Below are 19,405 nucleotides of genomic sequence, written 5' to 3'. Positions count from 1 at the left end.
ACTATCGCGGCATTGCAACACGTTACGACAAAAACCCGGCCAATTTCCTGGCTGCTGTCAAACTCATCGCTGTCCGCATCTGGTGCATCAGTTTATGAGTCTACGCCGTAGGACTTCGCTCTCACGGCTGTGCGGTTGTCCGCTCAACTGGTGATAGCTGGCATGACAGGACAGGAGGCTCCAGACCGCCGGACGGCTGCGAACAAAAGGACGGCGCGTTCCGAAACATCGTCCGGTGTTGGCGAACGATCACCAGAACAACCAATTTTCTCAGTTCGACGATGACGCCGCGCTCCAATTATCTCATGCCGTCGTGCTGAGAATTGTTATGCGTTGGTCATGTGCCGAGGACGTTGCGGAAATGTTTTCGGCGTTGGTCCGCAAGGGGTCCGTCTTGCTCGGTGGGTGCGTCCGCTTCCGGTGGACACGCAGTATCGGGTGGTAACGTAGATCAATCTACCTGAATGGGATTGCAAGCGTAAAGATACAACCCATGCGGGTTTCGGAAAGTTGACAGTTCGGCTGAAAAAGCTGAAATCCCTGATTTTTGTCAAGTTAACGTAAAGTTAGCGCAAGTTTCGTCAGGTTTCCGCAACGATTGCGGTCTTGAATCCTGTCAAAATACAACCAAAGATATGTATCTTCGGCGTTGTCCAGCGTCGGAACTTGACACAATCAGCGTCCCGCAAGGCAAAATGTAAAGTTCGCGCAAGTCGGTGACACCGAAGAGGCATCACCCCAAGCGCGAAACGAGGCTGTCGGCGTTCAAGTGCGTGTAGCGCTTCAGCATCGACAGCTCTTTGTGACCGGATATGGTGCTGACTTCCATAATGTTCAGACCAAGCTCGAAGAACCGGCTGACGGCTTCGTGGCGTAGGTCGTGGAACTTCAGGTCAGCGATACCACTACGCTTAATCACGCGCTTCCACGTTTGGTCAAACGCTGAGATAGTCATCCCGAACGGCATAGATTGATCTACGCCGTCGCTGTGCTTCAATGTCATTAGTGCTTCATAAGCTCGCTTTGACAATGGAACCTCGCGGCTTGTTCCGTTCTTGGTCATTGCCAGTGAGATTATCCGGCGGTTATGCGAAATGTCAGTCCACTTGAGGCCAAGAATTTCTCCACGGCGCATCCCGGTCTCGATTGCCAGAATGACCAGCGTGCGGAAGCATTCGATTTTACCCTCATCACAAGCTTCGAGAAGGCGCTGCTCCTCGGACGCGCTCAGGCGACGAGATCTTGCATTGTTGATTGTCGGTCGCCGGATCATCTTCACTACGTTCTGGGCGAGGGGGTAGCCCCAGTCACGCATGGCGACATCAAGGACGTGACTGAGGATAGCAAGCTCACGAACGGCTGTAGCGGGTTTGACGGTCTTCAGGCGCTCGTCCCTGAACGAAGCAATGTCCTGCTGAGACAGCCCGACCAGCGTCCGGTAAGCGAGATCATGACGCTGAAGCACGCCGAGGCGCTGTATTTCCTGAGTAGCGCCGCGTTTTGCTGGCGATACCTCTTCGGCGTATCGCTTCATAAGCGCGCCAAGCGTAGTGCTTTCAAGTATGCGAGTATCTGGTGCAGCGCCGAACTTGTCGACCTGATTTTCCAGATCGCGTGCCCACTTTTCGGCTTCGGTTTTGCTGTCGAACGATTTGCAGCGTGGCTTCATACCGCGTCTGCGAACCTGTGCTTGCCAGCGCCCCCTGAGTTTTCGAATAGTTGCCATGTGATCTCCAATGAATATTGAAGATCACGCGTAGGACGCCCCGGAAGGGGAGCCAAGCAACAATCGAGGATGTAATCACTTTTCCTGTTTGGCAAGGTCACGCAATATTTTGCCAGCTCCGTGAACAGCGAATCCTGAAAAATCCGGATAAATTGTTGCGTGGGCAAAGCCATACATTTTTTCGAGGTGTTGGCGAATATCTGGCTTTGCTTTGGCTGAAATTCGAATCGTGTATAGAGCGCTTTTACGGTTTGATCGGATATTGTTCGTCTCGAACATCTGAGGCTGGATCGCAACACAGGTAACTTGTCTTGCTTCCGCTACAGTTAAATAGCGTTTTCCTTTAAAATCAGTTTCATTAATTGAAGCTTTCGATTGAACTTGAAATTTTCCAGTTTGTTCAGAATTTTTCTTATTTAGAAAGCCCTCTCTAGATTCGCTTCCAATTAATCCACCAAATAAGAAACCTCCATTTTGTGCTGCTATTCGTGAATCGAGTGCAGGTGGTTTCCAAACATAATAATGGCTTGTCCATTCGTGTCGCCAGTTGCGAACAAAATTATCTAAATGAGCAGGATCATTATCTATATTGCTAATTAAACCAAGTGGATGTTGATGGTTGTAGTATTCATTCCGTATATAACTATCACTCCAAGGCGTATCTAAGCTATCCTCCCATTCACGTAGATTCTTTTCTGTGTTTATTAGGTGACCAGTAGTATCTATGGCAAACAATCGTGCATCATTTTCGTCATTATCATCATCTTGTTCTGTAGCAAAAAAAGCGGCTACAAGAGAATTGAAACTGACATCAATGAATCTAGTGGGGGATTGGAAATGCTGAAGCATGGCAATCTGAGACAGTATTGATAGACGTCCGGTCAGTTTTTGAGAGTGTAATCCCCAGTCTCTCAAGGAGCCCAATATTTGTTGCTCTAGCTTAGTAAAACTATTTTCGGTCAGGCGGTGGGGGTTGGAATTGAGAAATGAACGATACAGTTTACTCATAAGTCCCCAGGCCGCATTAGTTTGACCCCGCCAAACTAAATTCCGACTTTGTTTTGTATGAATTTGCGTCAGTTTTGCTATTTGTTTTTGTAGCTCGTCAAATGAGCTAACTACAACTTCATACTGCTACCAGTAACTATCAACGTTAAACTTGACGCCACTCATATAATTCCCCCACCCTCGATCAGAATATCAGGTATGAGAAATTATGCGATAATTCAATATAAAACTAAATTTGTAATCCACGAATTTAAGAACATATTAAATCCCAACTGATCCACATGAGCCATGTTTCCAGACCGAAAAGTCTTTCGCTAGGCCAGATCACCATGCTTTGTGCGGTATCCGCCCAAGTCACGCGTATTAAAGCTGCCGGAAATTACAACGTCACGATCATGCATCTGAATGCCCCCAAATAGCTGAAGCTGGAAATTTATACAGATTGCTTAAGAAAAGCCACCTCGAGGTAGCGCACAGCGAGATCCAAGAGTTCAAGCAATGCGAGTTGAATGTGAGAGGACGTGCCTTGAGCGTGGCCCTTGATTGGAGGCAACGGCTGGCCCGTGCAGGTATATCCCTACGAGCTAGTCGAATTCTTTGTAACTATATGATTTAACGTAATAAAATGGCGGAGAGGGTGGGATTCGAACCCACGGTGGAGTTACCCCCACGCCGCATTTCGAGTGCGGTACTTTCGACCACTCAGCCACCTCTCCGCATTGTGCACCACGGTAAAGCAATCTATAAAAACTGCGCCGTTGATAAGCATCTAAAGCGAATGCTAAGTGTGTAGCGGCTCAATAACGAGCCAAATGCAATTAGACAAGACCTAATTTGCATTCTGTTGTGAAAAATCTTGACTTTCCTGCAGCTTCCAACCTATAAGCACCTGACCTTAGGCGTGGGGTAATCCGCGCCTATTGTTTTGATTGCGAAATTTCGGGTTTCCGGAGTCGTTATCAAGGGCACAATGCCCACTCACCAACCGACTGATAAAAAGACGGCCCATCACTTCGGCGCAAATGTCGTGGAAATGAGAGCCGGACCGAACAACCGAAAGGACAACAAATGTTCGCAGTCATTAAGACCGGTGGCAAGCAGTATCGCGTTGCCGCAAATGACGTTATCAAGATTGAAAAAGTTGCTGGCGAAGCTGGCGACATCGTAGAATTCGCAGAAGTTTTGATGGTCGGTTCGACCGTTGGTGCGCCAGTTGTTGCAGGCGCTCTGGTAACGGCTGAAGTCGTTGAGCAGGGCCGTGCACGCAAGGTTATCGCGTTCAAGAAGCGTCGCCGTCAGAATTCGAAGCGCACCCGCGGTCATCGTCAGGAACAGACGACGATCCGTATCTCGGAGATCCTCACCGACGGCGCAAAGCCATCGAAGAAGGCCGCTGAGAAGAAGGCTCCTAAGGCAGACGCCGCTGAAGGCGAAGCCGCAAAGCCAAAGAAGGCAGCGCCTAAGAAGGCTGCAGCCAAGGCCGAGTCGGCTGAGTAAGTAGAAGAGATTAAAGGAGAAATCCAATGGCACACAAAAAAGCTGGTGGTTCGTCGCGTAACGGTCGCGATTCAGAGTCGAAGCGCCTTGGCGTGAAGAAGTTCGGCGGCGAAGCTGTCGTTTCTGGCAACATCATCGTGCGCCAACGCGGCACGAAGTGGCATCCGGGCGCCAATGTTGGCCTCGGTAAAGACCACACTATTTTTGCTACCACCAACGGTTCCGTTGCTTTCCGCACGAAAGCCAACGGTCGCACCTACGTATCGGTAAACCCGATCGCGGAAGCAGCAGAGTAAGCCGGGCACTCATAAATACCGGCGTCCCATTGGACCCGGTATATATGGCGACCAGCCAAAAGATCGAAGGGAAGATGGGACCACCATCTTCCCTTTTTGCATCTGGAGGACAGACAAATGGTCGTCGACGTTTTAGAAGAAGAATATTACGAGAGCTGTAGCGAGCGGGAGGCCAGTTATGCTGATCTCTCGCCCGGTTTAGATTGCCCCGTCCTCGTCACGGACAGGCTGGTTCTCCGCCCGCCACATACCGAAGACGTGGATGCAATTTCCTATCTTGCCAATAACGCCCGCGTCTCTGCTATGCTCGCCCGTATGCCTCATCCATACAGCCGCGAAAATGCCGTCGATTTTGTAGAGCGCGTCCGAAAAGGCGAGATGGGCAATTGCATTTACGCGATTACCCAAGCTGAAACCGGAATCTTTATGGGGTGTTGTGGCATCCATCCGCACAGCCATGGCGAAGGTCTGGAGATTGGCTATTGGCTGGGCGAGCCTTATTGGGGGCATGGTTTTGCCACGGAAGCTGCCCACGCATTGATCGATCTTGCCTTTCGGGCCACGCCAATTGAGCGGCTGCATGTCTCATGCCACGCAAGCAATGTCGGTTCGCGTCGCGTGATCCATAAGTGTGGTTTTCAGTTCAGCAGCATGGGCATGGCGGATTCGCTCGCTTCGGGAAATGTCCCTGTCGAGCGCTATGTTCTTGATCGGCGGACCTGGATCGGCCTGAGAAGCTGGCAGGTATAATCAAAAGAGACGGCCCTGCTGAAAAGAGCAGGGCCGATAAACATCGGGGAATATAATGAACGATATTTATGCTGTAACCCGTGAAAGGGTTGTTGTTCGCGCATTGGATAAGGGGGACCTGCACCGGTTCCGCGCGATACGCCTGTCTGCATTGCAGCTGGCGCCGCAGGCTTTCGGGTCGACCTTTGAAGAAGAAAACGCCTATTCCGACAGCGTGTTTGCGCGCCGCTTGGAGCAGGTGAACGGCAATGTCATTTTCGGTGCCTTTGATGGTGAAAACCTGATGGGTATCGCTGGTTTACATCGCCATGAACGTCGATCCGAGCGTCACCGTGGTACGCTGGTCAGCGTCTATGTCGCGCCGGAAGCGCGGGGCTTGCGACTTGGCAGAGCACTTGTTGGGCAGATTATCGAACACGCGGCCCGGCATGTTGTGATATTGGATGCGAAAGTCGTGGCGACCAATGAGCCTGCAAAGCGTATCTATTATGGCCTCGGTTTCAAATCCTATGGTGTTGAGCCAAAGTCGCTTTATGTCAAAGGGCAATATCTGGATCAGGAATTGCTCTATATCGATTTCAGTGATTCCGCATGGAAACTGAATTTAGGCTGAAAACCTTATGCTTCTGCTGTTTGCAGGGCACAGGTTTTGCTGTAATTGCAAATCGGATTGCGCGAGATTGTGCGCAGTCCCAAGGTTTAAGACGCATCCAATCAAGTTTCTATTGCGTCGCAAGAGGTAGGGTTCAATGAAATTTCTCGATCAGGCCAAGATCTATATCCGCTCCGGCAATGGTGGGGCGGGGGCCGTGTCGTTCCGCCGCGAGAAGTTTCTTGAATTCGGCGGTCCTGATGGCGGCGATGGCGGACGCGGTGGCGACGTCTGGGTGGAAGCCGTCAATGGCCTCAATACGCTGATTGACTACCGTTATCAGCAGCATTTCCGGGCCAAGACTGGCATGCATGGCATGGGCCGCAATATGACCGGCGGCAAAGGCGATGATGTCGTCCTCAAAGTGCCGGTCGGCACGCAGATTTTTGAAGAAGATGATGAAACGCTGATCTGCGACATCACCGAAATTGGTCAGCGTTATCGTTTGGCCAAGGGCGGCAATGGCGGCTTTGGCAATCTGCATTTCACGACTTCGACCAATCGCGCGCCACGTCGTGCCAATCCGGGGCAGGAAGGTATCGAGCGTACTATTCGGTTGCGGCTCAAGCTGATTGCTGATGCGGGTCTGGTAGGCCTGCCGAATGCGGGTAAATCGACATTCCTCGCAAGTGTGACGGCTGCAAAACCTAAGATTGCCGATTATCCTTTTACCACGTTGCACCCCAATCTCGGTGTTGCGCGCGTCGATGCACGCGAGTTTGTGATTGCGGATATTCCGGGTCTGATTGAAGGTGCAAGCGAAGGCATCGGCCTTGGCGACCGCTTCCTCGGTCACGTCGAGCGTACCCGCGTGCTTCTGCATTTGGTGTCTGCGCAGGAAGACGATGTGGCGAAGGCTTATCAGGTTATTCGCGGTGAACTGGAGGCCTATGAGCATGGTCTTGCCGAGAAACCTGAAATCGTGGCGCTGTCGCAGATCGATACGCTTGATCCGGATGCACGCAAGCAAAAGGTGAAGGCGCTCAAGAAGGCGTGTGGCCGCGATCCGCTGTTGCTTTCGGCCGTTAGCCATGAAGGCTTGAACGATGCGCTGCGCCAGCTGGCTGCCGTCATCGATAAAAGTCGTGCAGTTGAAGCCGGTGCGGCTGAAGAAGAATAACAGTTGAAGATGCGGCGCAGGAACTGAAGACATGCTCAAACAACTCAAAAACTACCGCCGCATCGTTATCAAAATCGGTTCCGCCCTTCTGGTGGACCGCGCGACCGGGCTCAAGCAAAACTGGCTTGAGAGCCTGGGTCAGGACATTGCGGCGCTTCATCATGCGGGCGTCGAAGTTCTGGTGGTTTCGTCCGGTGCTATAGCACTTGGACGTACTGTTCTTGGTTTGCCGAAAAAATCGCTCAAGCTGGAAGAAAGTCAGGCCGCCGCCGCCGCTGGGCAAATTGCGCTCGCAAAAGCCTATGCCGATGTGCTTGGTGGCCATGACATCAAGTCGGGGCAGATTCTGGTGACGCTTTCGGATACAGAAGAGCGTCGCCGTTATCTCAACGCGCGCGCAACGATTGAAACGCTTCTGAAGCTTGGCGCTGTGCCGATCATCAATGAGAATGATACGGTTGCGACAACCGAAATCCGTTATGGCGATAATGATCGTCTTGCAGCCCGTGTTGCCACCATGATGGGGGCTGATCTTCTGATCCTGCTCTCGGATATTGATGGGCTTTATACGGCACCGCCGCATAAGGACCCGAATGCACAGTTTCTTCCGCTCGTTACAACAATCACACCCCAGATTGAGGCGATGGCAGGTGCTGCTGCTTCCGAGCTTTCGCGCGGTGGCATGAAGACCAAGCTTGACGCCGGCAAGATTGCCAATGCGGCAGGCACCGCGATGATTATCACCTCCGGTACACGGATGGGGCCGCTTTCGGCTATTGATCATGGTGAGCGGGCGACATTGTTTGAGCCAGCGCGTGCGCCGGTGAATGCTTGGAAGACCTGGATTTCCGGCAATCTTGAGCCTGCTGGTCGTTTGAAAGTTGATCCTGGTGCAGCCAAAGCGCTGAAATCCGGCAAGTCGCTTTTGCCTGCCGGCGTGAGAGAGATTGAAGGCCAGTTTGAACGTGGCGATACGGTTGCGGTTTTCAATGAAGAAGGCCGGGAAATTGCGCGCGGCCTGATTGCTTATGATGCGGATGATGCGCGCAAGATTGCAGGCCACAAAAGCGATGAGATCAGTGCCATTCTTGGCTATGATGCGCGCAGCGCCATGATCCATCGCAATGATCTGGTGGTACGGGGTATGACCACCACCGAGACTGAAGAAGCGTAAGGGGAAGAGGATGTTGAACAAAGTGGATGCCGGAACTGACATCGCAGCCATCATGGCAGAGGTTGGTCGTAAAGCCAGACAGGCAGCGGCTCCGCTATCCATCGCTTCGCCTCAACAGAAAAACAAAGCTCTGCTAGCTGCCGCAGATAGCATTCTTGCAAGCAAAGATGCCATTCTGAGAGCCAACAAGCTTGATCTTGCCAGTGCCGCCGAAAGCGGCATGGCGGCTTCGTTTGTTGATCGGCTGACACTGGATGACGGTCGTATTCAGGCGATTGCCGACGGCATTCGCGCTATTGCTGAATTGAATGACCCAGTCGGTGAAGTGATTGCCGAATGGGATCGTCCGAATGGTCTGCATATCGAGCGCGTTCGTACACCATTGGGCGTCATCGGTGTGATTTATGAAAGCCGTCCCAATGTGACGGCAGATGCTGGCGCGCTATGCCTTAAGGCTGGCAATGCGGTCATTTTGCGCGGCGGATCAGACTCCGCGCATTCGTCGGCAGCCATCCACAAGGCGCTGGTTGCGGGACTGGAGGCAGCGCAATTGCCTGCCGATGCTATCCAGATCGTGCCGGTTACAGACCGTGCGGCGGTTGGCGAAATGCTCAAAGGTCTGAATGGCGCGATTGACGTGATTGTCCCTCGCGGCGGCAAAAGCCTCGTGGCGCGGGTGCAATCGGAAGCGCGCGTGCCGGTTTTCGCGCATCTTGAAGGCATCTGTCATCTATATATCGACAAGTCGGCTGATCTCGACATGGCGCGTGCGATTGCGGTGAATGCCAAGATGCGCCGCACCGGCATTTGCGGTGCAACCGAAACCTTGCTTGTGGATCGCGGAGTGGCTCAAACGCATCTGGTGCCGGTTCTTGAAGATCTGGCTGCCAAGGGTTGTGAAATTCGCGGCAGCGACGAAGTGCGAGCACTGTATACAAGTGCCAAGCCTGCCAGCGAAGAAGACTGGTCGACCGAATATCTCGATGCGATTATTTCGGTGGCGCTGGTCGATGGTGTTTCGGGCGCGATTGAGCATATCAACCGTTACTCCTCGCACCACACCGAAGCGGTTGTGGCTGAGGATGCGGATGTCGTTATGCGCTTCTTCAACGAGATCGACTCTGCCATTCTTCTGCACAATGCCTCGACGCAGTTTGCAGATGGTGGTGAGTTCGGCATGGGCGCTGAAATTGGTATCGCAACGGGCAAGATGCACGCGCGTGGTCCGGTTGGGGTCGAGCAGCTGACTTCCTTCAAATATCATGTTCGTGGAAACGGACAGGTCAGAGGCTGATGCGTTTTGGCTTCGGGCTTCCCGCATTAAAAACGCGTTATCCGGGCGTCGATGCGCGTTATTTGCGTATGCCACATGTCGAAAAGGGCATGACGGTCGGCCTGTTTGGCGGCTCGTTCAACCCACCACATGGTGGCCATGCGCTAGTCGCTGAAATCGCTATTCGACGGCTAAAGCTTGATCAGCTCTGGTGGATGGTGACGCCCGGCAATCCGCTGAAGGATAAGCGCGAACTTGCACCGCTTTCTGAACGGTTGGAGCTGAGCGAGCATGTGGCCAGCGATCCGCGCATCAAGGTGACGGCACTGGAAGCAGCGTTTAACGTGCGCTACACAGCCGACACTCTGGCGCTGATTGCCAAGGCCAATCCCGGCGTGCATTTCGTCTGGGTTATGGGCGCAGACAATCTCGCATCGTTTCATCGCTGGCAGCGCTGGCGTGAGATTGCGCAGACGTTTCCGATCGCAGTTATTGACCGACCGGGTTCGACCTTGGCCTATCTGTCATCGCGGATGGCGCAGACCTTTTCCCGCAGCCGGTTGGATGAACATTACGCGCCAATTCTGGCGCGGCGCTCGCCACCGGCATGGACCTTTATTCACGGACCGCGATCATCGCTTTCGTCGACGGCGCTCCGCAAACAAAAACTGAAAAAGTGAATGGGCTTATCACCCCAAAAAGCTTGAAAGAATGCAAGGACTCTGCCTATCTTAGGCATGTGCGGTGCTTATAACTGCCGTACTGCGTTGTTCTTGACAGAAAGGAACTACACTGAGAACAGCAATTGAGAAGAAGGCTCACCACGCGCCTTCAGCGGTCGGGATGAACGAAACAGCTTTCGTGTCCCAGACCTTCGACGCGGCTTTGGCCAGTCTCGAAAACTCCAAAGCAGAATCTATTATTCCCATCGACATTCGCGGAAGATCTTCGATCGGCGATTTTATGATCGTCGCGTCTGGTCGTTCGCATCGTCATGTGACGGCTGTCGCTGACCATCTTTTGCAGGCGCTTCGCGAAATGGGCTGCAAAGATATGCGGGTCGAAGGACTCGAAGGTGGGGATTGGGTTCTCATCGATACTGGTGATATTGTCGTCCATATTTTCCGCCCGGAAATCCGTGATTTCTACAATCTGGAAAAAATCTGGATCAACGACGATTTCGAAGATCAGCGCGCATCGGGAACGGTGCACTGATTGGAGCGCATCCTGAAAAGTGTGAAACGGTTTTCGGATAAAGATGCGCGTTAAAAGAAAGAGTTAGAGCGTTGCTCTCTGTTTTTATGAGATCCAGATGCGCTCTAAGTCGTAAGAGGACGCGATGCGTGTGAGTGTGATGGCCGTGGGCCGGATGAAAGCCGGCCCCGAGCGGGAGTTGGTCGAGCGTTATTTTGACCGTTTTTCCAAGGCGGGCCCACCGCTTGGGCTCGAATTCGCCGGTGTGAGCGAAATTCCCGAAAGTCGCGGACAAACGGCTGAACTGCGCAAGGCCGAAGAAGCACAGCGTATCCATGAAGCACTGGATAATGGTGCTGCTCTTATCCTGCTTGATGAGCGCGGCAAGGCGCTTGGCTCGGAAGCTTTTGCTGAACGCATTGGCCGTATGCGTGATGCTGGTAAGCGTCAGCTGATTGTCGCCATTGGTGGCCCGGATGGACACGATCCCGCTTTGCGTTCGCGTGCCGATCTGGTTCTGGCGCTCGGTGAACTGACTTGGCCGCATCAGATAGCCCGCATTCTGGTTGCTGAACAATTATATCGCGCGGCGACGATTCTTGCGGGTCATCCCTATCATCGGTCCTAATTATTTCACGTTCTTCTAATAGCTAATGCGACGGGTCGGGTTTCGTAACTGCCTCGTGCATCATCTGAAGAATTACATGTCGCTTTCATCGACGAATAAAACGCTGCCGCAGATCGTCTTTGTGACCGATCACGGGTTTCTCAAACCAACACTTGTGGCGATGTGGGGCGTTCTGCGTCACTTGTCTGTCCCCAGCATCATCCATTTCTGGGGTGATGGACTAAGTGAGCAGGATTGGGAAGCTGTGCATCGGGTCGCTTCCACCAATCCGTCAGTTACGTTGAATAGCCTTTCTCTGACGAGCGCTGATCTTGAGGGCGCAAAGGGCCCAACGGCTTATATTTCGGCGGCATCTATGGGGCGTTTGCATATTCCGGCCCGAATTTCAGGGCGCGTTCTTTATATTGATGGCGACACGCAGGTGGTGGGTGATGTCGCCCCACTTTTCGGCCTTGATCTCAAAGGCTGCCCGATTGGCGCGGTGCGCGATTGTGTTGTGGCGAAATGGTCTTCACGTAGCCTCAAGGTGCGCGAAAAATGTTTGCCGCGTGTGCGTGAGTTACAGGAATTGATGCAGCAAAGCGATATATCGCGCTATTTCAATTCCGGCGTTCTGCTGCTTGATACGGATGCCATTCGGGCAGAGCCGGAACTACATCAGGCAATGCAAGATCTTGTTCGTGCGTCCGCGTGTCCATTGGGCGATCAGGACCATCTCAACAATGTTTTTCGGGATCGCGTACATCTGCTCAACCCGGCTTATAATTCTTCATGGAGCCGGGCTGCCAGGCAGCGGCGCCACATTGCCCGGCTTGGTGGCGATGTCGAGGAAAGTAAATCTGTGCCGGATATCATTGTTCATTTCCATGGTCCGGAAAAGCCATGGAAGCGGCCACGCCGCGATCTTTGGAAACACCGCGCCCGCGCCGTCTGGCGCTATCGGCGTGAAATGCAACAATATGTGCAGAGTTACCCTGATCTTGCGCCGTAATTGCGCGCAGTTTCACCAGAAATGACGAATAGGACCAATGGCCGAGGCGAAATTTTTACGGATTGCTTATAGCTAACAATTCCTTAATGCTCTGCGGCTAGTTTTGGCCTTCTTTTTTCCTGATATAGCAGATCATGAGTTCTTGTCGCCTTTCAAAAATGCCTTTGCTGCCTGCACTCATGCGGGTGGGCTTTGTTGCGACTGCTCTTATGGCAGGCATGCCGCAGGTTTTCGCACAGGAAGCGCTGCAAGAGCAGCGTGAGAAGGCGGCGAGTGAATATGAGCAGCTTACCACCGAATTGTCGGTTACGGGCGATAAGCTCAAGCAGCTTGAAGGCGAAGTTGCAAACCTCAAAAAAGATCAGGTAACGATAACGGCGGCATTGATCCAGTCTGCCAAGACGGACAAGAAATTGCAGCAGGATATTGCTGATAGTGCTGATAAACTGGTTGCGCTGCGGGAGCAGGAAGACGGAATTCGCATCTCGTTGCGGGCGCGGCGTAACGTTCTGTCTGAGGTTTTGGCCGCATTGCAGCGCATGGGCCTGAATCCGCCGCCTGCTATCCTCGTGCGGCCCGATGATGCTTTGGCATCGGTGCGCAGTGCTGTTTTGCTTGGCGCGGTGGTGCCGGAAATGCGTGGGCAGGTGGAGGAACTTGCGGGTGATCTCAAAGACATGCAGCGCGTGACTGCTTCTATCCAGCAGGAGCAGGAAAAATTGAAAACCACGCGCACTGCGCAGGCCGAAGAACAGAAGCGGCAATCACTTCTTCTTGAAGAAAAAAAGAAATTGCAGGCCCAATCCGAGCAGGAAATGGATGCGCAGCGCAAGCGTTCGGAAGAACTTGCCGCAAAAGCGGGCAGCCTCAAGGAGTTGATCGACGGACTGGATAAGCAGATGGCTGGCGTGCGTGATGCAGCCGATGCAGCCCGCAAGGCCGAGGCCGAGCGTCTGGCGAAGGCCCGTGAAAAGGCCGGAGAAACAACGCCTGATGTTGGCCGTCTGGAGGCGCAGCTTGACTTTGCATCCTTGCGTGGAAGGTTGATTTTGCCTGCTTCTGGCAAGTTGATCCGCCATTTTGGTGACAAGGATGGTGTCGGCGGCAACATGATGGGGCAGATTGTCGAAACTTTGCCTGCTGCCACGATTACGTCACCTTCCGATGGCGTAGTATTATATGCGGGTACATTCAGATCTTATGGGCAACTCTTGATCCTTGATGCTGGCAATGGCTATCATATCGTGATGGCAGGCATGGGCCGAATCGACGTGGCGCAAGGTCAGTTTGTTCTTGCCGGGGAGCCGGTCGGCGCGATGGGTGAAAAACTTCTCGCAAGTGTTGCACCCATTGAAGTGGGCAATGGCGCGCCATTGCTTTACATTGAGTTTCGAAAAGATGGAAAACCCGTTGATCCGGCCCCGTGGTGGTCCGAGCGGCTTTCTGGAAGGACACAAAATGATACGTAAACTGTCGCTGCTGTTCGCCGGAGCCCTTCTGGGGGCGTCAGCCATGGTGATGGTTCAGGGCGCGCCTGCTTCCACGGCCTTTGCGGCAGCGGGGAAAGACAGCGATGTCTATAAGGACCTGGCTCTCTTCGGTGATATTTTCGAGCGCGTGCGTCAGCAATATGTGACGCCCCCCGATGACAAGAAGCTGACGGAAAGCGCGATCAATGGCATGTTGACGTCGCTTGATCCGCATTCTTCCTATCTCAACCCGGAAGCCGCACAGGACATGCGCGTGCAGACCAAGGGCGAGTTCGGCGGGCTTGGCATCGAAGTCACCATGGATAATGACCTCGTGAAGGTCATCGCGCCCATTGATGATACGCCTGCTTCCAAAGCCGGCGTTCTTGCGGGTGATCTGATCAGCAAGATCGATGGACAGGAAGTCCGTGGTCTCAGCCTCGCTGATGCTGTTGAAAAGATGCGCGGTGAGGTCGGTTCCCCGATTGAACTCACGCTGATCCGTCAGGGTGCGGACAAGCCAATCACGCTTAAGATTGATCGCGCGGTGATCAAGGTGAAGGCTGTTCGTTCGCGTATCGAAAACGATGTCGGCTATCTGCGTGTGATTTCCTTTACCGAACAGACGTCGGATGATCTCAAGAAAGCGATCAAGGATATTCAGGAAAAGGTGCCTGCTGACAAGCTCAAGGGCTATGTGCTTGACTTGCGGCTTAATCCGGGTGGTCTACTTGATCAGGCGGTAGCTGTTTCTGACACCTTCCTTGACAAGGGTGAGATCGTTTCGACCCGTGGGCGTGATCCGCAGGATGTGACGCGCTTTGATGCCCATAAAGGTGATCTTACAAACGGCAAGCCACTGATTGTCTTGATCAATGGCGGCTCGGCTAGTGCGTCCGAAATCGTTGCCGGTGCGTTGCAGGATCATCGCCGTGCGACCGTGCTGGGTACGCAGTCCTTTGGTAAGGGTTCTGTGCAGACCATCATTCCGCTTGGTGAGAATGGCTCGTTGCGTTTGACGACCGCGCTCTATTACACACCATCCGGCAAGTCGATTCAGGGCAAGGGTATTACCCCGGACATCAAGGTTGAACAGCCGCTGCCGCCTGAAATGCGTGGCGAAGATGTTGTGCGCGGCGAATCCGAGCTGAAAGGCCATATCAAAGGCAATGAAGAAGATGATGCCGGTTCGGGATCTGCTGCTTATGTGCCGCTTGAGCCTAAGGACGATGTTCAGCTCAATGACGCGCTGAAACTTTTGCGTGGTGAAGTTGCCAATGCAGCCTTCCCGCCAGACCCGAAAAAGAGCGTTCTGAACTAATCAGCAGTCACGCTTGAAGGAGAAATAAAGCGCGGGAGTTCAGGCTTCCGCGTTTTCTTTTTGTCGCAGTTCAATGCCATTGAAACGCTATGAATTGCCGCATAACACTTGATTTAAACGCATGCATACGGAGATACCATGTCGAAGCACAAAGGCCCTGTCGATCCTGAAAGCCTGCCATATCGTCCCTGTGTTGGGTTGATGGTGCTCAATAAAGCGGGTCTTGTCTGGGCCGGGCGACGCATTGTCATTCCGGGTGACGAAATGGATGGTGCAACGCAGCTCTGGCAAATGCCGCAGGGCGGCATTGACAAGGGCGAAGACCCAGCTGTGGCATCGCTGCGTGAGCTTTATGAAGAAACCGGCATGAAGTCTGTGTCACTGCTTGAAGAAGCGCCGAACTGGATCAATTACGACCTGCCAGCGCGTCTCGTTGGGCATGCGCTGAAAGGCAAATATCGCGGACAGACCCAGAAATGGTTTGCCTATCGTTTTGAGGGTGATGAGAGCGAAATCGCGATCAATCCGCCGCCCGGTGGCCATACGGCTGAGTTTGAGGAATGGGCGTGGAAGCCAATGCGGGAACTGCCGGAATTGATCGTGCCGTTCAAGCGCAAGGTTTACGAAGAAGTCGTCAGCGCTTTCCAGCATCTCGCGCCTTAGAATGCAAGCCTCTTGCCAGTAAGCCCGACTCATAGTCAACTCACCGCAAATGCGTCGTGGATGCGTTCTCAGAGGGAGAAATTCTTATGGATGGTATGAGTCTTCTTGTATTCCTGTTCGTTGGTCTTATTGCCGGCTGGCTGGCAGGCAAGGTCGTGCAGGGTGGTGGTTTTGGTGTTATCGGCAATATTATTGTGGGTGTGATCGGCGCCTTTTTTGCGGGTTGGCTGCTGCCGCGTCTTGGCTTTTCGGTTGGCGGCGGCGTGGTTGCCTCAATCGTCAATGCCTTTATCGGCGCTGCCATCCTTCTGATAATCCTGCGGATCGTCAAACGCGTCTGACGACCTCGGATTACTGCGGTCGGATTGCGCTCTCTACCAATCATCATAATGGCCCGGTTTTAAGGACCGGCCAGCATCTTTCAAAGCTTAAGAAGAATGACACCGAATTCGAAGCTATCGCTTGGCTTGGCTCTGACTGCATCCGCTGGTTTCGTTGATGCAATTGCCTTCCTGCAACTGGGCGGTTTCTTTGCATCGTTCATGAGTGGCAACACCACGCAACTTGGGACTGCGATTGCCGGGCAGCCGGGCGTGCAGGGCGAGGTCCTGATCTGGTTTCCCGCTATCCTGATTGTCCTGTTTTTCCTGGGCGCTTTCTTCGGAACACTTGTCGTTCGCGCTTACGGTCGTGCGGGTAGTCTTTATGTGATGGCCAGTGTGGTAGCGATTTTATTGTTGGTTGGCGTCTTGCGGCGCGAAGGCGCAATGTTTATCCAGCCGGTCCTGCTACTTGCCGCCGCAATGGGCGCGCAAAACGCGGCCGTACAACCGATTGGCGCCGCCCGTCTGGGTGTAACTTACGTGACGGGCACGCTTTTTAATGCTGCTGCCGATCTTGCCTGTTCGCTGCGCGGTGAAACACCGAAGTGGCGGTGGTTGCAGCATGTCGCGGTTTGGCTGGCCTTGATGCTTGGTGCTGTCGGCGGTGGCCTCGGCCATTATTTTATTGGTCTTGATGCCTTGTTCGTACCCGCCGCGATGATTGTCGGGGCCATGGTTGTCTATATGAAGGTTAGCTAAAAAGCGATTTTTCGTTTTCGACCAGTTCTGAAATCAACGCGGAAACTGCCGTCACGCGGCGAAGCGTGCGTGCGGATTCGTGATAGGTTAGCCAATAGGCGCGGCGGATGGTGCGATCGGGAAACAGCGGCACGAGATCAGGATCGGCGCGTGCGATGAACGCATGAAGAATGCCGATACCTGCACCGGCCCGCACGGCTTCCACCTGACCCAGTGCGCTCGACACTTCAAAATCTGGTTTCCAGTCGCGGCAAATCTCCGATGCATAGGCAAGTGATGGATTAACCACAAGGTCTTCAACATAACCGATCAGTCTGTGACCGCTCAATTCATCCGTGCTTTGCGGTGTCCCATGCTCTTCGAGATAGCTGCGATGGGCATAAAGACCAAGCGTATAATCCACCAGCCTGCGGGCAATCAGCCTGCCTTGCTCAGGTCGTTCAACGGTAATCGCGATATCGGCTTCACGCCGCGACAGCGAGAACGAACGCGGCACTGGAACCAGCTGAATGGTGAGATCGGGATATTGCTGCGTCAGGCGCGCAAGCCGGGGCGCAAGAAAATTGACCCCAAAGCCATCCGGCGCGCCGATCCGCACCGTGCCGGAGACGGCAACATCGGCATTGCCAACCTGCGCGCGGGCGGAAAGCATCTCTGCTTCCATGCGTTCGGCTGCTAAGAGAAATTCTTCGCCTGCCTGTGTGAGTGTGGAGCCGTTGGTGCGGCGTGTCAGAAGGGTCGTTGAAAGTGCGGTTTCAAGAGCGGTCAGACGGCGTGCAACCGTGGTGTGGTTAAGGCCCAATCTTTTGGCCGCACCCAGAATCTGCCCCGAGCGTGCAACGGCGAGAAAAATACGAATATCATCCCAGTTCATGGCATTTTGCCTCCCTATGATTTTGTACTATAAAAAATGCACAACGGATACGCTTTTCAGTGCCTTGCAATCATGAATTTGCAGAGTCAGGATAGGCCTTAAGAAGGCGGTCTTTTGCTGCCTCAAGGGATAAACACAAGGGAGGCGTTTTCATGCGCACTGTAGGACATTTCATCGGCGGCAAGCATGTTGCTGGCAAAAGCGGTCGCACGGCTGATATTTATCAGCCGCTGGATGGCACGGTTCAGGGTACTGTGGCGCTGGCCACCAAAGATGAAGTGCGTGCGGCGGTCGAAAATGCCAAGGCAGCGCAACCAGCATGGGCTGCAACCAACCCGCAGCGCCGCGTGCGCATTCTGCGCAAGTTCCTCGAACTTGTTGAAGCAGAATATGACAGCCTTGCTGAATTGCTGGCACGCGAACATGGCAAGACGATTGCTGACGCGAAGGGCGACATTCAGCGCGGTCTCGAAGTGGTGGAAGTCTGCCTCGGTTCCGCGCACATGCTCAAAGGCGAATTCACTGACAATGCAGGCACGGGCATCGACACCTATTCGATGCGACAGCCGCTCGGTGTTGTAGCCGGTATCACGCCGTTCAACTTCCCGGCCATGATCCCGCTCTGGAAAGCTGGCCCGGCGATTGCCTGCGGCAATGCTTTCGTGCTCAAGCCATCGGAACGTGATCCGGGTGTGCCGATGCGTCTGGCTGAACTGTTCATGGAAGCTGGCCTTCCGGCTGGTATTTTCAACGTCGTCAATGGCGACAAGGATGCGGTCGATGCGCTGCTCGACGATAAGGATGTTCAGGCCATCGGTTTCGTTGGTTCGACACCGATTGCGCAATATATCTATGGTCGTGGCTGCTCAAACGGCAAGCGCGTTCAGTGCTTTGGCGGTGCCAAGAACCACATGCTGATCATGCCGGATGCCGATATCGATCAGACGGTCGATGCGCTGATTGGCGCCGGTTACGGTTCAGCAGGCGAACGCTGCATGGCGATCTCTGTTGCGGTTCCGGTTGGTGAAGACACTGCAAACCGTCTTATGGAAAAGCTGATTCCACGCGTTGAAGCGCTGAAAATTGGCCCATCAACGGACAATTCCGCCGATTTTGGTCCGGTTGTTACCAAGGCAGCACTTGAGCGCATTCGTGGCTATGTCGATCTCGGCGTTGAGGAAGGCGCAAAGCTCGTCGTTGATGGCCGTGGCTTCAAGATGCAGGGTTATGAGAATGGCTTCTATATGGGCGGCTGTCTGTTTGATCATGTAACGCCGGATATGCGCATTTATAAGGAAGAAATTTTTGGCCCGGTTCTTTCGGTTGTTCGCGCCAAGAACTACGAAGAAGCGCTCGCTCTGCCAAATGAACATGAATATGGCAATGGCGTTGCCATCTTCACCCGCGACGGTGATGCAGCGCGTGATTTTGCCAGCCGTGTTCAGGTCGGCATGGTCGGCATCAACGTGCCGATTCCGGTTCCGATTGCCTACTACACCTTTGGTGGCTGGAAGGCTTCGGGCTTCGGCGATCTCAACCAGCACGGCCCGGATGCATTCCGCTTCTACACCAAGACCAAGACAGTTACCTCTCGCTGGCCTTCCGGCGTGAAGGATGGTGCAGAGTTTGTCATCCCGACGATGAAATAACTCATTCTGTTTTCAAGTGAGAAAGCCCCGCCCATGAC

At 53.5% G+C, this 19,405-nt stretch carries 20 protein-coding genes, 1 tRNA gene and 1 pseudogene; 18 read left to right on the top strand and 4 right to left on the bottom strand.

Annotation, left to right across the window (positions count from 1 at the left end):
• A pseudogene (locus tag ABE530_RS17210) lies at window positions 1–98 on the top strand (IS5/IS1182 family transposase); the annotation flags it as partial.
• A gap of 635 nt (window positions 99–733) precedes the next feature.
• On the opposite strand, the gene ABE530_RS17205 reads toward ABE530_RS17210, so the two are convergent.
• The 3 genes from ABE530_RS17205 to ABE530_RS17195 form a co-directional block, all read right to left on the bottom strand.
• Window positions 734–1,726, bottom strand: a complete 993-nt coding sequence (locus ABE530_RS17205) for a site-specific integrase (protein ID WP_499695334.1) — start codon at window positions 1,724–1,726, stop codon at window positions 734–736.
• Window positions 1,727–1,801: 75 nt separating this feature from the next.
• Window positions 1,802–2,797 carry an FRG domain-containing protein gene (locus ABE530_RS17200; protein ID WP_499695337.1) on the bottom strand — a complete coding sequence of 332 codons (996 nt, stop codon included), beginning with the start codon at window positions 2,795–2,797 and terminating at the stop codon, window positions 1,802–1,804.
• A gap of 563 nt (window positions 2,798–3,360) precedes the next feature.
• A tRNA-Ser gene (locus ABE530_RS17195) sits at window positions 3,361–3,450 on the bottom strand.
• Between the two features lie 352 nt (window positions 3,451–3,802).
• On the opposite strand from ABE530_RS17195, the gene rplU reads away from it, so the two are divergent.
• From rplU to ABE530_RS17115, 16 genes are all read left to right on the top strand, one after another.
• Complete coding sequence (rplU, locus tag ABE530_RS17190; RefSeq protein ID WP_265985166.1) at window positions 3,803–4,231, top strand: 50S ribosomal protein L21; 429 nt, start codon at window positions 3,803–3,805, stop codon at window positions 4,229–4,231.
• A gap of 26 nt (window positions 4,232–4,257) precedes the next feature.
• Window positions 4,258–4,527: a 50S ribosomal protein L27 gene (gene rpmA / locus ABE530_RS17185; RefSeq protein WP_007876947.1), complete on the top strand. Its 270-nt coding sequence runs from the start codon at window positions 4,258–4,260 to the stop codon at window positions 4,525–4,527.
• 117 nt (window positions 4,528–4,644) lie between these two features.
• Window positions 4,645–5,277, top strand: coding sequence for a GNAT family N-acetyltransferase (locus tag ABE530_RS17180; protein WP_499695333.1), 633 nt, complete (start codon window positions 4,645–4,647; stop codon window positions 5,275–5,277).
• A gap of 55 nt (window positions 5,278–5,332) precedes the next feature.
• Window positions 5,333–5,890: a GNAT family N-acetyltransferase gene (locus ABE530_RS17175; RefSeq protein WP_265985169.1), complete on the top strand. Its 558-nt coding sequence runs from the start codon at window positions 5,333–5,335 to the stop codon at window positions 5,888–5,890.
• A 136-nt stretch (window positions 5,891–6,026) separates the two neighbouring features.
• Window positions 6,027–7,049, top strand: a complete 1,023-nt coding sequence (gene obgE, locus ABE530_RS17170; protein ID WP_499695332.1) for a GTPase ObgE — start codon at window positions 6,027–6,029, stop codon at window positions 7,047–7,049.
• 31 nt (window positions 7,050–7,080) lie between these two features.
• Window positions 7,081–8,223 carry a glutamate 5-kinase gene (gene proB, locus ABE530_RS17165; RefSeq protein WP_499695331.1) on the top strand — a complete coding sequence of 381 codons (1,143 nt, stop codon included), beginning with the start codon at window positions 7,081–7,083 and terminating at the stop codon, window positions 8,221–8,223.
• Between the two features lie 10 nt (window positions 8,224–8,233).
• Window positions 8,234–9,517 carry a glutamate-5-semialdehyde dehydrogenase gene (locus ABE530_RS17160; protein ID WP_499695330.1) on the top strand — a complete coding sequence of 428 codons (1,284 nt, stop codon included), beginning with the start codon at window positions 8,234–8,236 and terminating at the stop codon, window positions 9,515–9,517.
• Window positions 9,517–10,176, top strand: coding sequence for a nicotinate-nucleotide adenylyltransferase (locus ABE530_RS17155; protein WP_499695329.1), 660 nt, complete (start codon window positions 9,517–9,519; stop codon window positions 10,174–10,176). Before ABE530_RS17160 ends, ABE530_RS17155 begins: the two co-directional genes overlap by 1 nt.
• Window positions 10,177–10,339: 163 nt before the next feature.
• The gene (gene rsfS, locus ABE530_RS17150; protein WP_265985176.1) at window positions 10,340–10,711 is read left to right on the top strand and encodes a ribosome silencing factor; all 372 of its coding nucleotides are present in this window, start codon (window positions 10,340–10,342) and stop codon (window positions 10,709–10,711) included.
• A 124-nt stretch (window positions 10,712–10,835) separates the two neighbouring features.
• Window positions 10,836–11,318: a 23S rRNA (pseudouridine(1915)-N(3))-methyltransferase RlmH gene (gene rlmH, locus ABE530_RS17145; protein ID WP_499695328.1), complete on the top strand. Its 483-nt coding sequence runs from the start codon at window positions 10,836–10,838 to the stop codon at window positions 11,316–11,318.
• Window positions 11,319–11,394: 76 nt separating this feature from the next.
• Window positions 11,395–12,309 (top strand): glycosyltransferase family 8 protein, encoded by a 915-nt coding sequence (locus tag ABE530_RS17140; RefSeq protein WP_265985179.1) that lies wholly within the window; start codon window positions 11,395–11,397, stop codon window positions 12,307–12,309.
• Window positions 12,310–12,488: 179 nt separating this feature from the next.
• Window positions 12,489–13,778, top strand: coding sequence for a murein hydrolase activator EnvC family protein (locus ABE530_RS17135; protein ID WP_265985224.1), 1,290 nt, complete (start codon window positions 12,489–12,491; stop codon window positions 13,776–13,778).
• Window positions 13,768–15,099, top strand: a complete 1,332-nt coding sequence (locus ABE530_RS17130; protein ID WP_265985180.1) for a S41 family peptidase — start codon at window positions 13,768–13,770, stop codon at window positions 15,097–15,099. Before ABE530_RS17135 ends, ABE530_RS17130 begins: the two co-directional genes overlap by 11 nt.
• A gap of 138 nt (window positions 15,100–15,237) precedes the next feature.
• Entirely contained in the window at window positions 15,238–15,762 is a 525-nt protein-coding gene (locus tag ABE530_RS17125) for an RNA pyrophosphohydrolase (RefSeq protein ID WP_265985181.1), read from the top strand.
• A gap of 86 nt (window positions 15,763–15,848) precedes the next feature.
• Window positions 15,849–16,103 carry a GlsB/YeaQ/YmgE family stress response membrane protein gene (locus ABE530_RS17120; RefSeq protein ID WP_265985182.1) on the top strand — a complete coding sequence of 85 codons (255 nt, stop codon included), beginning with the start codon at window positions 15,849–15,851 and terminating at the stop codon, window positions 16,101–16,103.
• Between the two features lie 96 nt (window positions 16,104–16,199).
• A complete protein-coding gene (locus ABE530_RS17115; RefSeq protein ID WP_265985183.1) occupies window positions 16,200–16,844 on the top strand; it encodes a YoaK family protein in 645 nt (214 codons plus the stop codon).
• On the opposite strand, the gene ABE530_RS17110 is transcribed toward ABE530_RS17115, so the two are convergent.
• Complete coding sequence (locus ABE530_RS17110) at window positions 16,837–17,718, bottom strand: LysR family transcriptional regulator (protein ID WP_499695327.1); 882 nt, start codon at window positions 17,716–17,718, stop codon at window positions 16,837–16,839. The two genes, ABE530_RS17115 and ABE530_RS17110, sit on opposite strands and share 8 nt — an antisense overlap.
• 152 nt (window positions 17,719–17,870) lie before the next feature.
• Here ABE530_RS17110 and ABE530_RS17105 point away from each other — a divergent pair, with 152 nt between their 5' ends.
• Complete coding sequence (locus ABE530_RS17105; RefSeq protein ID WP_265985185.1) at window positions 17,871–19,367, top strand: CoA-acylating methylmalonate-semialdehyde dehydrogenase; 1,497 nt, start codon at window positions 17,871–17,873, stop codon at window positions 19,365–19,367.
• Window positions 19,368–19,405 lie beyond the last annotated feature (38 nt).

Source organism: Brucella sp. TWI559, from assembly GCF_039674265.1.
Taxonomy (GTDB): domain Bacteria; phylum Pseudomonadota; class Alphaproteobacteria; order Rhizobiales; family Rhizobiaceae; genus Brucella; species Brucella chromiisoli.
Note: the sequence above shows the minus strand (reverse complement) of the source record. Positions and strands in the feature narration are given on the sequence as shown.